Raw genomic sequence first — 17936 nt, forward strand, 5'->3', positions numbered from 1 at the left:
TATTATTTGAGGTGTTTCAAATCATTTTCATTTAATGTTGCGATTAATTCATCATGATATTTTTGCGTAGTAGCCTCATCCCAATCATAATATTCACGCATGGTTTGTAATACTGGTTCAACCATTTGATCAACTTGCTCACGCATAAATAAAATATAATTAGTACGACGTAATAAATAGTCCACTGGCGTTAATGCTAATTCTTCTTCCATTGAATATTGTAAAGAAATCCAATCTTTCAATGATAATTTGTGGCCAAATGGATATTTATTCGTTAAGTTAAAGACTTTAGGTACGTTTGATCCGTATAAGTTAGCTAAATAACGGGCATCTTCTCTTGATAAACCACGTCTCACTCCTAATTCTGCTAAAGTTTCTAACTCTTCATCGACATTCGCTGGGTTAAATTCTCCCCCTGATACCGGATAGGTCTTCGAATTAATCATTCTAAAATGTAAATGGTGTTGCTCTGATAAGATATCTAATATCTTTAATAAGGCTCCTTCTGCCATTTTACGGTAGTCGGTAATTTTACCACCCGCTAAAGTTAATAAACCATTTGGATCTAATTCTAAACTTGACCCTCTAGAGACTGCTGAAGGGTCTAATGTTTTCTCAGAGACAGATCCTTCTAATGACCCCACTGCAGACTCAACAGCTGCACGATTTGCTTCGCCGTCTAAATAAGCTTTAACCGTATCGATTAAATGATTAAACGATTCATCGGAAACTTTACCGGAGTTGCCACCATTATAATCAGAGGCAGCATTGCCTGAAATCAATGGACGTAAACCTGCCCATGAAGATTCTATATCACTTAAGGTGACATTTGCTTTAGGGTAACGACGGTTTACGATACGTAAGAGGTAATCCACATCTTCTTGGGTGACTCGTGGATGAGCTAAATCACCATTATAATCCGTATCGGTGGTACCAAAGTAGGTTTTATTTTCTCGTGGTAACACAAAAATCATACGGCCATCACCTTCGCCACTATCAAAATAAGTAGGTTGTGAGACTTTAATGACACTTTCATCTACCACTAAATGAATCCCTTTAGTAGGACGCATAATCGCTGTTTGATGTTGATCATCTAATTGACGGATAGTATCAGACCATGGTCCCGTCGTATTAATCACCACTCGTGCTTTAATCTCAAACGTCGTGTCATTCAATAAATCTTTAGCTTCAACACCGATGACTTGCCCTTCGTCATCAAATAATAAGCCGACTGCTTTTACACGACTGGCGATAAAAGCCCCATCTTGTGACGCTCTTTTGATATTTTCAATTACTAAACGCGCATCATTATTACGATAGTCTAGATACACCCCACCGGCTACTAAGCCTTCAGGACTTAAATCGGGTTCGCGTTCTAAAACTTCGGCTTTAGTTAACATTTTATTGGCTAAAGGTGTGTTGTTCACCCCAGCTAATAGATCATATAAATCCATCGCTACTTTTAAGCGGAATTGAGTAAAAGTAGCTCCTGGTTCATCATAGACCGGCAATAACATCGGATCGGCTTTAGGAATGTGAGGAGCGATTTGTTGGACCACCGCTCGTTCGGAAACCGTGTCTGATACGACTTCAACATCAAATTGTTTTAAATAACGTAACCCACCATGCACTAATTTGGTTGAACGCGAAGAAGTCCCTTCAGCAAAGTCTTGCATTTCAATTAGGCCCGTTTGTAAACCTGAAGCTGCTGCTTGTAACGCCACACCCGCCCCGGTGATACCTCCTCCGATAATCAATAAATCTAGGATTTGTTCTTGCATCTTCGCAATCGATTGTCTTCTTGATTCAAATGATAATTTCATAATTTGATTCCTTTCTATTGTATATTTGCGAAATCAATTACAGATGAAAATTAGGTCGGACATTCTTGAATAAAATAATGGGGTTGTCCGTTATAATAATTTTCATAATGTTGATCCGATTTGCAAAATTAATCAACATACTATTTGTGTTAGCGAGTTGGCCAGAACTAGAAAATTGATGGGCTCTCGCTTCTCCTGACCATCCTTGCACAGTTGTAAATGACCAGAACTAGAAAATTAAATAATTTTCATTTCGTCGGCCCACCCTCGCAAAGTTGGGAGTGGATTAGAATTAGCGAATCAAATGATTTTCGCTTCGTCTGTTCCCTTCCTTGCACAGTTGGGAGTGGATCAGAATTAACAAATCGAATGATTTTCGCTTAGTCTGTTCCCTTCGCACAATTAGGTAGCTATCAAACGTGTCTTTAAGACGCAGCTTGACCTACTCGCTTTAATTGATCAACAATAACTTGATTGAATTTTTCAAGTTTATTCTCAGTAACTTAAAGACGGCGCTTGAGACCACTCACCTACTGTGCTTTAATTATTGAGCGATAACTTAATTGAATTAATCAAATTGATGCTCACCCTTATGCCAATAAATAAGATACTATTTTAGCTGAATATTTTGATAATTTTATTCAATATTGGTTTCATCGCGTTCAGCGAATAATTGCGTCGCCGCTACCGCTTTTTGCCATCCACGATATAGTTGCTCCTTACGGGCATTGTTCATTTCAGGTTTAAATAATTGACTGGTAGCATTTAAAGATCTAATCTCGTCCATATCACGCCAGAAACCAACCGCTAATCCAGCTAATAACGCTGCACCTAAAGCCGTGGTCTCTAAATTAGTGGCACGCGCAATTTCAATGCCTAAAATATCTGCTTGGAACTGTAATAAAAAGTCATTCATCGCTGCGCCACCGTCAACTTTTAAGACCGGTATCTCTATACCTGAGTCACTTTGCATCGTTTCAATAATGTCACGGACTTGGTAGGCAATCGATTGTAAAGTTGCTTTAACGAAATCTTCACGTGTCGTCCCCCGGGTTAATCCAAAGACTGAGCCTCGTGCATCTGAATTCCAATATGGAGCTCCTAGACCGGTAAATGCCGGCACAATATAGACTTCATCGTTATTCGTCGATTTTTCCGCTAAACGCTCGGACTCTGGTGATGATTCAATCATTTTTAAGCCATCACGAAGCCATTGAATCGCCGAACCGGCTACAAAAATAGACCCTTCTAGTGCATAGTTCACTTTGCCATTAATACTATAACCAATCGTGGTTAAGAGATTGTTTTTCGAAATTAAGGCCTCTTCACCGGTATTCATAATGATAAATGAGCCTGTTCCATAGGTATTTTTAACCATCCCTTTTTCAAAAGCTAATTGGCCAAATAAAGCAGCTTGTTGGTCTCCAGCCATTCCTGAGATGGGCACTTCTCCACCATAGAAATGAAAGGAAGCAGTGGTACCATAAATCTCTGAGTTAGATTTCACTTCCGGTAACATTGTGGTTGGAATATTCAAGATTTCTAAAATCTCCTCATCCCATTGTAAATCATTAATATTAAATAACATAGTACGGGCGGCATTAGTATAATCAGTGACATGCGTCGCACCATTGGTCAATTTCCAGACTAACCAAGTGTCAATTGTACCAAATAACAATTCGCCTCTTTCTGCTCGTTCTTGCGCTCCTTCAACATGGTCTAAAATCCAACGAATTTTAGTCGCTGAGAAATAAGCATCAATCACTAATCCAGTTTTTTGGTGGAATAACTCTTTATACCCCGCATCAATTAATTCATCTGCTAAATAAGCTGTTTGTCGTGATTGCCAGACAATCGCATTATAAATAGGCAAACCGGTGTTTTTATCCCAGACCACCGTTGTTTCACGTTGGTTAGTAATCCCAATCGCTTCAATTTGGCTAGGTTTCACGCCGCTTTCAATAAACGCTCCCGCGATAACGGATTGGACTGAGTTCCAAATAAGATTTGCATCATGTTCTACCCAACCAGCTTTAGGGAATATTTGAGGAAATTCTTTTTGGTAGGAAGCCACCATTTCCCCTTTTTTATTAAAAATAATTGCGCGTGATGAGGTCGTACCTTGATCAATCGCCATAATAAACTTTTCTTCGTTCATGAGAAACCTCCTCGAATTTTACTACTCCACTTCTAGTATAATATTGCTTTTATGAAAATGCTAACAAAATTGATTATGTTATTTATTTATATGAAAATTTTGTTGTAAAAGAAAAAATATTAGCCAAATAACCTTTATCAGGTGGAAATTAGTTAATTCAACACGTCATCAAAATCAATCACTAAAATCGTGCAATATACAAAAGTCAAACTCAATAGCCTATAACTGCATGATACAAAATAACTCAATCACTTATTATGGCTTAATACCAGAAGCTTCAAAATTGAAAGCCCAACATATTCAAGCACAATTACATAATGTTACCTAGTGAACATGAATCCAAAGCTCACTCTTAAAAAACGCTGAATGCACAAAAAAAGCCAGTAAAACATCGAGCTGTCTTACTGAACTTTTCGTAAAAAATTGGGAGTGGACAAGAAGTAGAAAATCAGTTGATTTTCGCTTCGTCTGCCCACCCCCGCACAGTTGGGAGTAGACCAGAAGTAGAAAATCGAATGATTTTCGCTTCGTCGGCCTACCCCCGCACAGTTGAGTAGGCCTCAAACAAGTCGTTAAGACGCAGGTTGAGGCCACTCAACCACGGCGATTTTAATTATCGAGCACTAATCTGAGTGAATTGGTCAAGATTATTCTCAGCCTCATTAAGACGCAGTTTGAGACCACTCAACCACTGCGCTGTGAATTAAATAGATATGTCTGAACAAAATTTAAAAAGTTTTTGCCCAGCCTCCTTAATTTATTGCTTGACCGCCAGTGACACCATAAATTTGTGAGGTGACATATGACGATTCTTCTGAAGCTAAAAAGACATAAACCGGTGCTAATTCAACTGGTTGTCCTGCACGACCTAATAAGCTAGCTTGTCCAAATTCAGGTAATTTTCCTTCTAATTGACCGTCATCTAATTGAAGGGGTGTCCAGATTGGTCCCGGTGCTACCCCATTGACTCGGATACCTTTTTTAGCAAAATATTGAGCTAAATTTTTAGTGAAATTAGTGACTGCTGCATTAGTAGCGGCATAATCCATTAATTGTGGACTAGGACTCGTTGCTTGTACCGAAGTAGTCGTTACTATTGTTGCCCCTGTTGGTAAATGCTTTTCAGCTGCTTTCACAGTCTCATACATCGAGATAATATTAACTTTGAACGTGTCTTCTACTTGTTCAATACTTAATTCAGAAAGACTTTCTACTGCGATTTGTTGAGCCGCATTTAAAACTAAAATATCAAGTTTACCGAGTTCTTTAACGGTCTGCTCAACAATCTCTGTCGCAACATTTTGATCGCGTAAATCAACTGGCAGCAATAATGAGCGACATCCTTCTTTTTCAATAATTTCTTTTACTTCTAATGCATCTTGTTCTTCGCCTGGGAAATATTGAATCGCAACATCGGCACCTTCACGTGCAAAAGCAATCGCAACAGCGCGTCCGATTCCCGAATCTCCCCCAGTAATTAAAGCAGTTCTGCCTGTTAAGCGGTTATTTCCTTTATAGGACTTTTCACCGCAATCAGGTTCTGGTAACATTTCATCTTGTAGTGCTGGAGTGTCTTGTTCTTGATCTTGAAACTTGCCCGGATGATACATCGTTCTCGGGTCTTTTAAGTTCTTGTTCATTGTTTGTTCCTCCTTCTACTTGATAGACCAAGTGTAATGAAAATATAAAAGATATTCAAACAATAAGACTCGCCCTACTATCTCATTATTAAAACAAGCACTTAAAAGTAGGCACTCGGTTAATTAACGTGCACTAACTTGACTGAATTTTTTAAGCTTATTCTCAGCTACCTAACACGCCATTTGAAGCCACTCAACCAATGACCTCTAAATTAAATAGATAGCATCAAAGATAATTTTTAAAGTATTTGGCTAGCGTTGGTGAACCTGATAATAGCATGTCGTGAAAGTCCTTAAATAAAGACATCTTAACTAGGTATGCCCTCAATCTTTACCAGAACGATTGCAACATTATTAAATGATTTGATTGGCGAAGCGTTGTATACCCTGTCTTATCAAGGTTACTTCATCTATGCATTTTATAAATAATTGCGGTAAAGCAAAATTCAATCGATTGTTTACTACTAATTTATCCTAGTCACCTTATGCTTGGAAGGTTAACTCGTCTTATAATGACTTGGAGTTTTGCCGAAATATTTTTTAAATTGCTTACTAAAATAGAGCGGGTCTTGATAACCGACTAATTGCGCTACTTCTTTTACCGCTAAATTGGATTCTTTTAGTAAAGTTGAAGCGTGCTTCATCCGTATATCAATTAAATAATTAATGACCGAAATTTCTTGTACTTCTTTAAAAATACGCGATAAATATGTCGGACTAATTAATAATTCTTGTGCAATTTGATCAATGGTTAATTCTTCATTATAATGTCGATCGATATAATGCAAAGCATCCGTCACTAAGTTTTGTTTTCTAGAAAGTGTTGGATTAATCCCGATTAAATTTAAGCCTTGTGAAGCTTCTAAACTTCGAATAATTTGGACGATTAATTGTACCGTTAAAGCTTTGGTCATTGCTCGAAACTCTAAAGATTCTTGTTCTAATTCATGGACGATATTCCAAGCAATATCCATAATTTTATGGTGGTTACCCTGAGGCGATAAAATCGTCTCTTTATTCGGCATCGTATCTTTGGGGTACCCGGTTAATAAAAAATTACGAATTCCTATATGTAATTCATGGGCGCTAGTATTCAATGGTTGCTTTTCCCAATGCACTACTCCGGGATTAAAAATCATCACGGTATTTGCTTTCACTAAATGTTTTTCATCTTCAATCGTATATAAGGCTTCACCTTCCAACATAATTGAAATTTCTGTATATTCATGTGAATGTGGGGCATTAAAATGACCTTCACTATTCCAGCAATCGAAAGCATAAACAATTTCTGGATTAAAAGTATGTGAATTGATAATCGGCATGGATTTCCCTCCCTTTTTCTCTCCATTTCATTTTACCACAAAAATAAATGGGATATTCCATATTTTTTTGTACATATTCCATTTAATAATGATTCGTAAATAGTAAGATAGAACATGAAATTATTAAATAAGGAGGAGTTATCTACAATGAACCCATTTACTTGGATTTGGCAATATGTCAAACCTTATACCCCACGCCTAATAATCGCTTCTATCTTCTTAATTTTGAATGCGGTCTTAGTCGTTATCAACCCATTTTTAAGTGGGATTTTAATTGACGAAGTAATCGGTCAAAACCAACCGGAACGTCTCGGAAAAATCTTACTCTTGATGATCGGAATTACCCTTTTTCGTACGGTTGTTCGTTATACTTATCAAATGTTATACGAAAAAAGTGGTCAAGATGCGGTTTTCACCTTACGGAATGAACTGTATGATAAATTAAACAAGATGGACTTCAACTTTTTCAACCATACAAAAGTTGGGGATATTATGGCTCGTATGACTGGGGATACCGATGCCATCCGTCACTTTGTCTCTTGGGTCAGTTACAATATTGTCGAATGTATCGTCTGGTTTTTGGCAGCCGTTATTGTCATGGCCTATATTTCATGGCCATTGATGCTAGCACTCGTTGCGGTCACGCCCTTTATCTACTTACTGGCTCGCAGTATGACGCAAAAAAGTATGCCGCGTTTCTTGGCTATTCGAGAAAGTTTTGCCCGTCTAAACTCAATGGTAGAAGAAAATATTTCTGGAAATCGCGTGGTCAAAGCGTTTGTCCGTGAAGACTTTGAAATTGAAAAATTCAATCGTCACAATGAAGATTTTAAACAAAAAAATATGGCGTCTGCTGAGGTGACTCGTGATCATTTACCTACACTTGATTTCCTAGCGAATTCATTGAGTGTCATTACCTTGATTTTTGGTGGTTATTTAGTGATTAAAGACCAAATGTCGATTGGTGACCTTGTTGCCTTTAATGGTTTTTTATGGATGTTAAACAACCCGATGCGCATGAGTGGTTGGTTAATTAATGATGTCCAACGATTTCAAGCTTCTTCGATTAAAATTATGGATATGTTAAATTATGAACCTGCGATTCCGGTAGAAGATGTCAGTGATATGCCGAAATTAAAAGGTGATATTCGCTTTGAACATGTTAACTTTGAATTTGCGGATGATCCGAACACCCCTGTCTTAAAGGATATTTCATTTGAAATTAAATCCGGACAAACTTTAGGGATTTTGGGTGAAACAGGTTCGGGTAAATCAACCTTAGTGAACTTAATTAGTCGCTTTTACGATCCTACCAAAGGAACGGTCTATATCGATGGGAAAGATGCACGTGACTACTCAGTACGGCGTTTGAGAAATAACATTTCGATGGTCATGCAAGACATCTTTTTATTCTCTGATACCATTTCTGAAAATATTGCTTTCGGTAATCCCTCTGTTAATCAGTTATTTATTCGAGAAATGGCTCGAATTGCCGATGCGGATACTTTTATTAATAAAATGCCTGATGGCTATAATACCATTGTCGGTGAGCGAGGTGTCGGATTATCGGGTGGGCAAAAACAACGGATTAGTCTAGCACGTGCGTTGGTAAAAGACCCAAGTATTTTAATTTTAGATGATACGACGTCTGCTGTAGATATGGAAACCGAAGCCAAAATTCAAGAAGAATTGACAAAGATTACCAATGAAAAAACGACCATCATTATTGCCCATCGGATTTCTTCGGTACGTGACGCTGATTTAATCTTAATGATGTCCAAAGGTCGGGTCGTAGAACAAGGAACCCATGCTGAACTTGTTGCTAAACGTGGTTTATATTACGATGTATACCAAAAACAATTAGGGATTGAGGGCGTTGCGCCAACTCAATCTGAATTATAGGAGGTGACCCTAAATGGCATTATTTAAAAAACAACCTAAAGAAGTCAAAGATAAAGTGCAACCGGATGTCAATCAAAAACGCCAAACATCTTTAGAGGATGAATATTTAGAGCAAGAATTTCACTTTGATGACTTCAAACGCTTAGCACGTTATTTAAAACCTTATTTAAGACCCAGTTTGATTGTCTTTATTAGTATCATTATTACCAACTTATTTGGTTTGGTTATTCCTTATTTGACCAAACTGGCGATTGACGAGACGATTCCCAATAAAGATTTAGGGCAATTAATGTTATTCGGCTGCATTGCATTATTTTCACTCTTAGCTATTGCCTATGGTTTACGTTATCGTATATACAAAATTACCGAGATCGGTCAAGATTTATTAAAAGATATGCGCTATGATATTTTCACGCATTTACAAACGTTGCCCTTCTCATATTTCGACAGTAGACCGCATGGTAAAATCTTAATTCGAGTCGTTAATTACATCAATAATCTAAGTGATTTATTAAGCAATGGTTTAATCAACTTAATTGCTGATTTGTTAAATGTCGTCTTAACGCTCATTGTCATGTTGAGCATTGACTGGCGTCTAACCTTATATAGTTTAATTCTGTTACCAGTATTATTCGTCTTTTCAATGTTAATTCGTAAATATCAACGCACTGCTTATCAAGATTTAAGTAATAAACAATCCACAATGAATTCATACATTCATGAAAGTATAGCGGGTGCTAAAGTAACACAATCTTTTGCTCGTGAACCAAAGAATCAAGAAATCTTTTATGATGTCAACGACCAAACGCGCCGTTCTTGGATGAAAGCTGTCATGATTCAATTCTTATTATGGCCGGGCGTGTTAAATATTTCAGTCCTAACCACTTCGATTATTTACTATGTTGGGATTATGAAAATTGGCGTCGACGTCTCAGCCGGAACCTTAATCGCTTTTATCGCTTATGTCAATAACTTTTGGAACCCTATTTTAAATATTGGAAACTTCTACAATAGTTTAATTACCGCCTCAGCTTATTTAGAGCGTATTTTTGAAACTTTAGACACGAAGTCCGATATCGTCGATGCACCTGATGCTTATGACTTACCTGAAATTAAAGGACAAGTTACATTTGATGATGTCGTGTTTCGTTATGAACCTGGCCGTGATATCTTAAAAGGGATTAATTTTGAATTAGAACCTGGCCCCTCTGTGGCCTTAGTCGGACCGACGGGAGCAGGTAAAACCACTATTATCAACCTATTGAGTCGCTTTTACGATGTAAGTGAAGGAGCTATTACCATTGACGGCCATCCAGTTGATAAAGTCACCCTGGCATCTTTACGTCGCCAAATGGGGGTTATGTTACAAGATACATTTATTTTCTCTGGAACCATTATTGATAACATTCGTTATGGTAAATTAGATGCTACTGACGAAGAAATTATGGAAGCAACCAAAGTAGTCCACGCACATGATTTCATAATGGGTCTAAAGGATGGCTATCATACTGTCGTAGAGGAACGTGGTAGTACTTTATCAGCCGGACAAAGACAATTAATAGCTTTCGCCAGAACTCTATTAGCCGATCCACATATCTTAATCTTGGATGAAGCCACTTCAAGTATCGATACCAATACTGAAGAACTATTACAAGAAGGTTTACAAGAGCTACTTAAAGGTCGTACTTCCTTTATTATCGCCCACCGATTATCAACCATTCGTAACAGTGACCAAATCTTTTACATTGATGGTGGCGTGATTGATGAACGAGGTACCCATGAGGAATTAATGGCGAAAAGAGGCAAATATTATCACTTATATCAATCACAATATAATTTATTATTTGTGGAATAGTCGGCACTTACTGTATGAATGCTTGTAACTAGTCAAGGTTTAAGAAGCTATTTTGAACATTAATCGTCTGTTAAAATTATACAAGCTAAAGGATAGCTTTTAAGTTAAATAGTGTTTGACTGATTGCAATCTGTCAATAAAAACAAGCGGACCGTCTAGATTAACTTGTAGCGTGATGAGCGCCCAGTTTTTCGCCGGCCAAAAAAGCTTTAATCAAAAGTTTAATGCGAGTGATGAATTAAATGGAAGTTGTGACTTTCATCTTTTCACACTCGCTTTTGTTTTTTAAAAAAATTAAGTATAATATTGATATTAAGCCTTTGGAGGTAATTATGAATATTCTAGTTACGATTGATCAAAATTATATTAAGCAGCTTGAAGTGATGATGTTTAGTTTAAGACGGCATCACCCTAAAGAAGAGTTAGATGTTTATTTATTGCACGAAAAAATTCCGGAAAAAGCACTAAAAAAACTGAGCGAAACTTTGCAAATCGTGACAATTAACTTGCATCCTATCCAAATCGACAATCAGTTTTTTGAGAACTTTCCGATTACTGAACGCTATCCCTACACCATGTATTACCGCCTATTGGCTGCGCATTTCTTACCGAATTCAGTAGACCGAGTTTTATATTTAGACCCTGATTTAGTCATTATTAATCCGATTGATGAACTTTATAATATCCAGTTCAACGGTCAATTTTTTGCTGCTGCAACCCATGTTGAAAAAACACTTGAGAAAATTAATCAAGTTCGCTTGAATTATTCAAATGGCATTTATGTCAATTCAGGTGTTTTACTAATGAATATTAATTTACTACGAGCAGAGCAAGATGTTGACGAAATCGCTCACTATGTGGAACGATTTAAAGATTTATTATTTTTACCTGACCAAGATGTTTTATCCGCACTCTATCCTGATAAAATCATTAAAATTGAAGCTTCACAATATAATATGACCGAACGTATGTGGATTAAAGAAAAAGTGAATCAATTAGGTGGCAAATTAGAATGGATTGACGAGAACTGCCATATCATTCATTATATCGGCAAAAATAAACCATGGTTACCGAACTACTTTGGCGACTTAGATCGCTATTATATTGAAGCTGAAGGCTATTTAAAAGGACGATTGGATGCTGCTAAATCTAGTCAATAGAGACGGGTTAGCATGAAAAGATTCGTAAAATGGAGTCGGAAGAATTGTAAGTGAGATAAAACAATACTATTTATTCTCAACAACTCAGAACGAATGCTTATCAAAACTCAATAGCTCGCTTTAATGTTTAGTATTTTCAAAGCTAATCAGTTTCCCGTGAATAACCGATATTATCTATATCCACCTGGCTCATATTACGTTTTGAATTGTCTAAATTAATTCAACTTTCACGATCAAAATATATTGTCTAAACCAATTTGGCTCTTATAAACAACCCATAATATCAAAATGAACGCCCTTTACCATGAAAAGTGGGAGTGGGCAAGAAGTATAAAATTAAATAATTTTCGCTTCGTCTGCCCACCCCCGCACAGTTGGGAGTAGACCAGAAGTAGAAAATTGAATAATTTTCGCTTTGTCGGCCTACCCCCGCACAGTTGGGAGTAGACCAGAAGTAGAAAATTGAATAATTTTCGCTTCGTCTGCCCACCCCCGCACAGTTGGGAGTAGACCAGAAGTAGAAAATTGAATAATTTTCGCTTCGTCGGCCTACCCCCGCACAGTTGAGTAGGCCTCAAACAAGTCGTTAAGACGCAGTTTAAGGCCACTCAACCACTGCGCTTTTAAATATCGAGCAATAACTTGATTGAATTTTTTATGTTTATAACTAACTCATTAAGACGCAGTTTGAGGTCACTCAACCACTGCGCTTTTAATGAATAAGCACTAATTTGACTGAATTTTTCAAATTTATGCCCAGGTGCAAGACCTTTCGATGATGGAAGGCGGTTTTATTATCCTTATGGACTGTCAATTAGCTAAGCAATGTTTATTATTTAACTTCGTAATGCTCTTTAATCTCAGCGAGTCGATAGGCTAATTCTTCAAAGTCAATGATTCGTACTTGTCGATGATACTCTTTCCCTTTTAAGTAAATCAGTACCGTTGGAGAAGAAAATAAATTGAGTTGTCCTGTTAACATCGGAATACGACTAATATCGACATGATAGACTGGAAATTGGTGCTCTTTCGCTAACTGATTAACTCTTGGATAATCCGCATGACAAACACTACATCCAGGTGCCGTAGTATATACGATAAAATAATCCTCATTATTCAATAGCTCATCATACTGATTATAAGATTGTATATCAATCATTTTCATCCCTCCTATTGCCTCGATTATAGCACGCTTCTTCTTATTTGTCTGAAAAGTTACTCCATAGTTAAATTTGATGATTTCTGTCTAAAATTTAAGATAGTTATGTTCTTGTGTTAGAAACTTGATTATGCCAGTTATAGCAGTGTCAATCTCATGTTCCAACAAGCAATATAAAACAACTAGAAACTTTAAATTATGCGACATCATTTTTATATCCAAACCAAAATATTAGAAACCGTTTTCTTTCAATGATATAATTAACTTATCATTAATTTTAGGAGGAATTTTAATGGCATACGAAACAAAGTATCCTTTTACAAATGAGGTTTTAAAGTCTTACGATAATATTTCTGACGAAACAATCGAAGATATATTAGCTACAAGTCACGCTCTCTATAAAAAATGGCGCAAGCAAGATGCCTTAGCAAATCGTAAAGAACAATTACATAAAATTGCTGAAATCTTACGTCGCGATGTTGATAAATACGCAGAAATTATGACCAAAGACATGGGTAAATTGTTCATAGAAGCCAAAGGTGAAATCGAACTATGTGCTGATATTGCGGACTATTATGTTGATAATGCCGATGATTTCTTAACGCCAAGACACTTAGAAACTGATACGGGTGACGCATATTATTTACGTCAATCTACTGGTGTTATTTTAGCGGTGGAACCATGGAATTTCCCTTTCTATCAAATTATGCGTGTATTCGCACCTAACTTTATCGTGGGTAATCCAATGGTATTAAAACATGCGTCAATCTGTCCGGGTTCAGCACAAGCTTTTGAAGACTTAGTCAAAGAAGCAGGAGCGGAAGATGGTTCATTCACTAACTTATTTGTGAGCTATGCCCAAGTTGCTAACATTATTGCTGATCCTCGTATTACCGGTGTCTGTTTAACGGGCTCTGAACGTGGTGGTGCATCGATTGCCGAAGAAGCCGGTAAAAACTTGAAGAAGACAACTTTAGAATTAGGGGGCAATGATGCTTTCATTATTTTAGATGATGCGAATTTGGAAGAGTTAAAATCATTATTACCCGATGTGCGTTTATATAATGCCGGGCAAGTCTGTACCTCTTCTAAACGTTTTATCGTCACTGAGAAAAATTATGATGCTTTCCTAGATATTTTACTTGAAAGCTTCAAAGGGGCTAAATGGGGAGACCCTATGGATCCAGAAACAACTCTTGCACCACTTTCTTCAGCTGGAGCCAAAGAAGATGTCTTAGCCCAAATCAAATTAGCTGTTGATAATGGCGCTAAAGTATTGTATGGTAATGAACCCATTGACCATCCTGGAAACTTTGTTATGCAAACTATTTTAACGGATATTTCCAAAGATAATCCTATTTTCAATCAAGAAATTTTTGGTCCAGTGGCATCTGTTTATAAAGTTGCAACTGAAGAAGAAGCCATTGAACTTGCGAATGATTCAAGTTATGGATTAGGCGGAACTGTCTTTGGTACTGATATTGACCGCGTCCATGAAGTAGCAGCCCAAATTGAAACTGGAATGTCCTTCATTAATTCTGGTTGGGCTTCTCTACCAGAATTACCATTTGGTGGCATTAAAAACTCTGGTTATGGTCGTGAATTAAGTGAACTTGGCTTTACAGCCTTTGTCAATGAACACTTAGTTTACACACCGAAAAAATAACAATAGTCACTCCATAATATAACAGGACGCCGATAATGGCGTCCTATTATGTCTTTTTATGCAAAAAGACACAGAATGTCCCTTTATTCTGGGCCTTACTCTTTGGGTGAACTTATTCAACTCAAATCTATTTACCAACTCAGTTCACCGATAAGATTTTCCCCCAACTTTATCAATAAATTTATGAAATGAACCGTCTTAATTTGGATAGTTTGATAATTCGGTTTATTTTACAAAAGCATTGTAAACCTCTTTGACAAATCCTCCAATTTTTGAATCGGACCAATAATTTGTTAGAACCGTTAAAGCGAATGGTTTATCACCACTAGCAATTCCAGTTGTGTGATTATAATATGGCCACCAAGCTCCAATCTTTTGGTACATATTGACTGGTAAAACATCTAATTTAGTGCCATCATAAATTGTTTTGTCTAATGTGGTCATAGCTTGACGTTCTTTTTGAGTATTCATATATTTAACCACTTCTGTCATTTGTTTTGGTGTGACAGTTAGTGAGAATTTTGGCGCACCATATACTTTTTGCGTAAAACGATTAAAATCAGCTTTATCACGGTAACCAACATAATGTAAAAGCATATTTGATCCTAAATTATCTGAATCGCGTCCCACTCGATGTAAAACTTCTCTTACCGTATAAGGTTTACTTCTAAAATTCTCATATTGGATTGTCCCTGAACTACCCCATCGATAAGATTCAGGATGGTTATAAATAGCATCCGTATACCACCATTTCGTATCCCAAGATAAAAGTCCACGTTCAATTAAATCTTGTGTATAAGCCATTAAGACTACTTTTGGTACAGACGCACCATACATTAATGAATTTTGATACATTCCTGCAGTTTGTCCATCAGTTAAACTTTCAAAATAGGCATAAGCAGATTGTCCTTTATAACGGTTCATCACATTTTGAACCGCTTGATTGACGCCACCAACAACTGTTGTATCCCCTTTGTTGCTTCCAGTTGTTTGCTTAACGATGATGGTTTGATTTGGATAAATTAAATGACCTGAAATATTATTCCACTGACGTAATTGCGCAACGGATACCACTTTTATCGTTTTTCAATGCGTTTTCCTAAATTATATTAATTAATCAAACTAACTATAAAAAAACCGCCCAAACTTTGGTTTGGACGGTTTCGTTCATTTAAAATGATTATTTAATTGCGCGAGATTGTAAACCTTCTTCTTCTAAGAAGAATCTGAATGGTACTAAATCTTGAGCTTCGTAACGTTCTTTGAAAGCTGCGATTTCTTCTTCAGTCGCTACTTTTGGATCTAATTGTAATACTTCAACTGGAATTGGACGATCTTGAGTGATTTTCGCATCGATCACTACTGTACGACCGTTTTTGTTGTCTTCAACAGCTTTACGCATTACTTCATCCATTTCTTCAATTCTTGTTACAGTATAACCTACAGCACCTTGTGCTTCTGCAATTTTAGCATAGTCAACGTCTGTAAAGTCAACACCGAATAAGTGTTTGTTAGTATCTTCATATTTGTTCTTAATGAACGCATACTCAGTATTAGAGAAGACAATGTTAATAACTGGTAAGTTGTATTGTACGTTTGTAATCACATCTGGGTATGACATGTTGAACGCACCATCACCCATGATATTAAATACTTGACGATTTGGATTGTCTTTCTTAGCAGCAATACCACCAGGTAAAGCAATCCCCATTGTCGCGAATAATGGAGATGTTCTCCACATATTTTTAGGTGTCATATGTAAGTGACGGATTGAAGTTTGAGTAGAGTTACCTACGTCAATTGAGTAGATAGCATCTTCATCAGCATATTTATTGATTGCTGCATATACTTGGTATAATTGTAACTCACCTTCAGTTTTACCTTCAAGTTTGTTCATGTAGTCACGCCAGTTTTGGTTATTCTTAATGTTAGCTCTCCACCAAGGTGTATCCTCAACAACGTCCATTTTATCCATGATAGCTTTGGCTGCTTCACCAGCATCACCTAAGATAGCTGCATCTAAAGCATGACGTTTACCTAATTTATGAGGATCGATGTCCACTTGGATAAATTTATCAACGTTTTTGAATGCTTCATATACTTCAGCAAACGGGAAGTTACATCCCATGAATAATACTGTATCTGCTTCGAATACCACTTCGTTAGCTGGTTTCCAACCAACACGGTAAGCTGAACCCGTTAAGCCTTCATAATCCCATTGGAAAGCTTCAAAGTTTTTACCAGTTGTAATGATTGGCGCTTTGATTTTTTTAGATAATTCAGTGATAATTTCACCGTTCTTAACACCACCGAAACCAGCATAAATAACTGGACGTTCTGCATTTTTTAAGATTTCAACTGCTGCATCGATATCCGCTTCATTTAAACGAGGTGCTAAGTACTCACGTTGATAAGAACCTGAACCGTAGTAAGAATCTGCGTCGATTTCAGCGAAACCAAAGTTTACTGGGATTTCAACAACAGCTGGCCCTTTACGAGCAATTGCTGTACGACAAGCTTCGTCAATTACTTTTGGTAATTGTTCTGCATAAGCTACACGTTTGTTATAAACAGCCACACTTTGGTACATAGGGTTTTGATTTAATTCTTGGAAAGCATCCATGTTTAATTCATTAACTGGACGTGAACCTAAGATTGCGACAAATGGAATGTTATCCATCGCTGCATCGTAAACCCCGTTGATTAAGTGAGTAGCACCAGGTCCACCAGAACCAACTGCAACCCCTAAAGGTCCACCAAATTTATATTGCATTACAGCTGCTAATGCACCTGTTTCTTCATGGCGAACTTGTAAGAAACGAATATCATCTTGCTCTGCCATTGCATCCATTAAAGAACTTAAAGTTCCTGAAGGGATACCATAAATAGTATCAACACCCCAAGTTTTTAAGACATTTAACATAGCTGCAGAAGCAGTAATTTTACCTTGACTCATTGAATAGTCTCCTCCTAAAAAATGTTAGTGATATTTCCACACAAGCAATAGATTAGCACATTGTTTTAAGAATGGCTATTAAAAATTCCATGAAAATTCCTGTTTTCGCTATATTTAACGCTTTCATAACAAAATTGTATAAAGAATTCCTGAAAAATCATAAAATTGACCTCTATATAATATTATATTTTGAAAAACAGACCATAAATACTGTTTCAGTATTCATTTTAAATAAGATAGAGTCATACAAAAAGAAGGTTAATATCCGTGAATAATCAGGATTTTTCTGTTCAAC

Annotated in this window: 11 protein-coding genes; 4 read left to right on the plus strand and 7 right to left on the minus strand. The window is 36.9% G+C overall.

Going from position 1 to position 17936, the window contains the following annotated elements; genetic code table 11:
• Nucleotides 1-2: 2 nt before the first annotated feature.
• The 4 genes from glpO to LB888_RS02535 form a co-directional block, all read right to left on the minus strand.
• On the minus strand, nt 3-1823 hold the full coding sequence (gene glpO / locus LB888_RS02520) for a type 1 glycerol-3-phosphate oxidase (protein ID WP_318753495.1): 1821 nt from the start codon (nt 1821-1823) through the stop codon (nt 3-5).
• A gap of 637 nt (nt 1824-2460) precedes the next feature.
• A complete protein-coding gene (gene glpK / locus LB888_RS02525; RefSeq protein ID WP_276647274.1) occupies nt 2461-3981 on the minus strand; it encodes a glycerol kinase GlpK in 1521 nt (506 codons plus the stop codon).
• A gap of 752 nt (nt 3982-4733) precedes the next feature.
• A complete protein-coding gene (locus LB888_RS02530) occupies nt 4734-5621 on the minus strand; it encodes an SDR family oxidoreductase (RefSeq protein ID WP_318753496.1) in 888 nt (295 codons plus the stop codon).
• 497 nt (nt 5622-6118) lie between these two features.
• Entirely contained in the window at nt 6119-6943 is an 825-nt protein-coding gene (locus tag LB888_RS02535) for an AraC family transcriptional regulator (RefSeq protein WP_318753497.1), read from the minus strand.
• A gap of 147 nt (nt 6944-7090) precedes the next feature.
• Between LB888_RS02535 and LB888_RS02540 the strand changes: the two genes are divergently transcribed.
• From LB888_RS02540 to LB888_RS02550, 3 genes are all read left to right on the plus strand, one after another.
• Nucleotides 7091-8845, plus strand: coding sequence for an ABC transporter ATP-binding protein (locus LB888_RS02540; RefSeq protein WP_318753498.1), 1755 nt, complete (start codon nt 7091-7093; stop codon nt 8843-8845).
• A gap of 13 nt (nt 8846-8858) precedes the next feature.
• Nucleotides 8859-10700, plus strand: coding sequence for an ABC transporter ATP-binding protein (locus tag LB888_RS02545; protein WP_318753499.1), 1842 nt, complete (start codon nt 8859-8861; stop codon nt 10698-10700).
• A gap of 332 nt (nt 10701-11032) precedes the next feature.
• Entirely contained in the window at nt 11033-11860 is an 828-nt protein-coding gene (locus LB888_RS02550; protein ID WP_318753500.1) for a glycosyltransferase family 8 protein, read from the plus strand.
• An 832-nt stretch (nt 11861-12692) separates the two neighbouring features.
• On the opposite strand, the gene LB888_RS02555 is transcribed toward LB888_RS02550, so the two are convergent.
• Nucleotides 12693-13019, minus strand: coding sequence for a thioredoxin family protein (locus LB888_RS02555; RefSeq protein ID WP_311919766.1), 327 nt, complete (start codon nt 13017-13019; stop codon nt 12693-12695).
• Between the two features lie 292 nt (nt 13020-13311).
• Between LB888_RS02555 and LB888_RS02560 the strand changes: the two genes are divergently transcribed.
• Complete coding sequence (locus LB888_RS02560) at nt 13312-14685, plus strand: NAD-dependent succinate-semialdehyde dehydrogenase (protein ID WP_318753501.1); 1374 nt, start codon at nt 13312-13314, stop codon at nt 14683-14685.
• 225 nt (nt 14686-14910) lie between these two features.
• Here LB888_RS02560 and LB888_RS02565 read toward each other — a convergent pair whose 3' ends face one another.
• Both LB888_RS02565 and spxB read right to left on the minus strand, forming a co-directional pair.
• A complete protein-coding gene (locus tag LB888_RS02565) occupies nt 14911-15759 on the minus strand; it encodes a serine hydrolase (protein WP_318753502.1) in 849 nt (282 codons plus the stop codon).
• A 106-nt stretch (nt 15760-15865) separates the two neighbouring features.
• Nucleotides 15866-17641: a pyruvate oxidase gene (spxB, locus tag LB888_RS02570; protein ID WP_078756345.1), complete on the minus strand. Its 1776-nt coding sequence runs from the start codon at nt 17639-17641 to the stop codon at nt 15866-15868.
• Nucleotides 17642-17936: the final 295 nt, after the last annotated feature.

Source organism: Globicatella sp. PHS-GS-PNBC-21-1553, from assembly GCF_033564055.1.
Taxonomy (GTDB): domain Bacteria; phylum Bacillota; class Bacilli; order Lactobacillales; family Aerococcaceae; genus Globicatella; species Globicatella sulfidifaciens.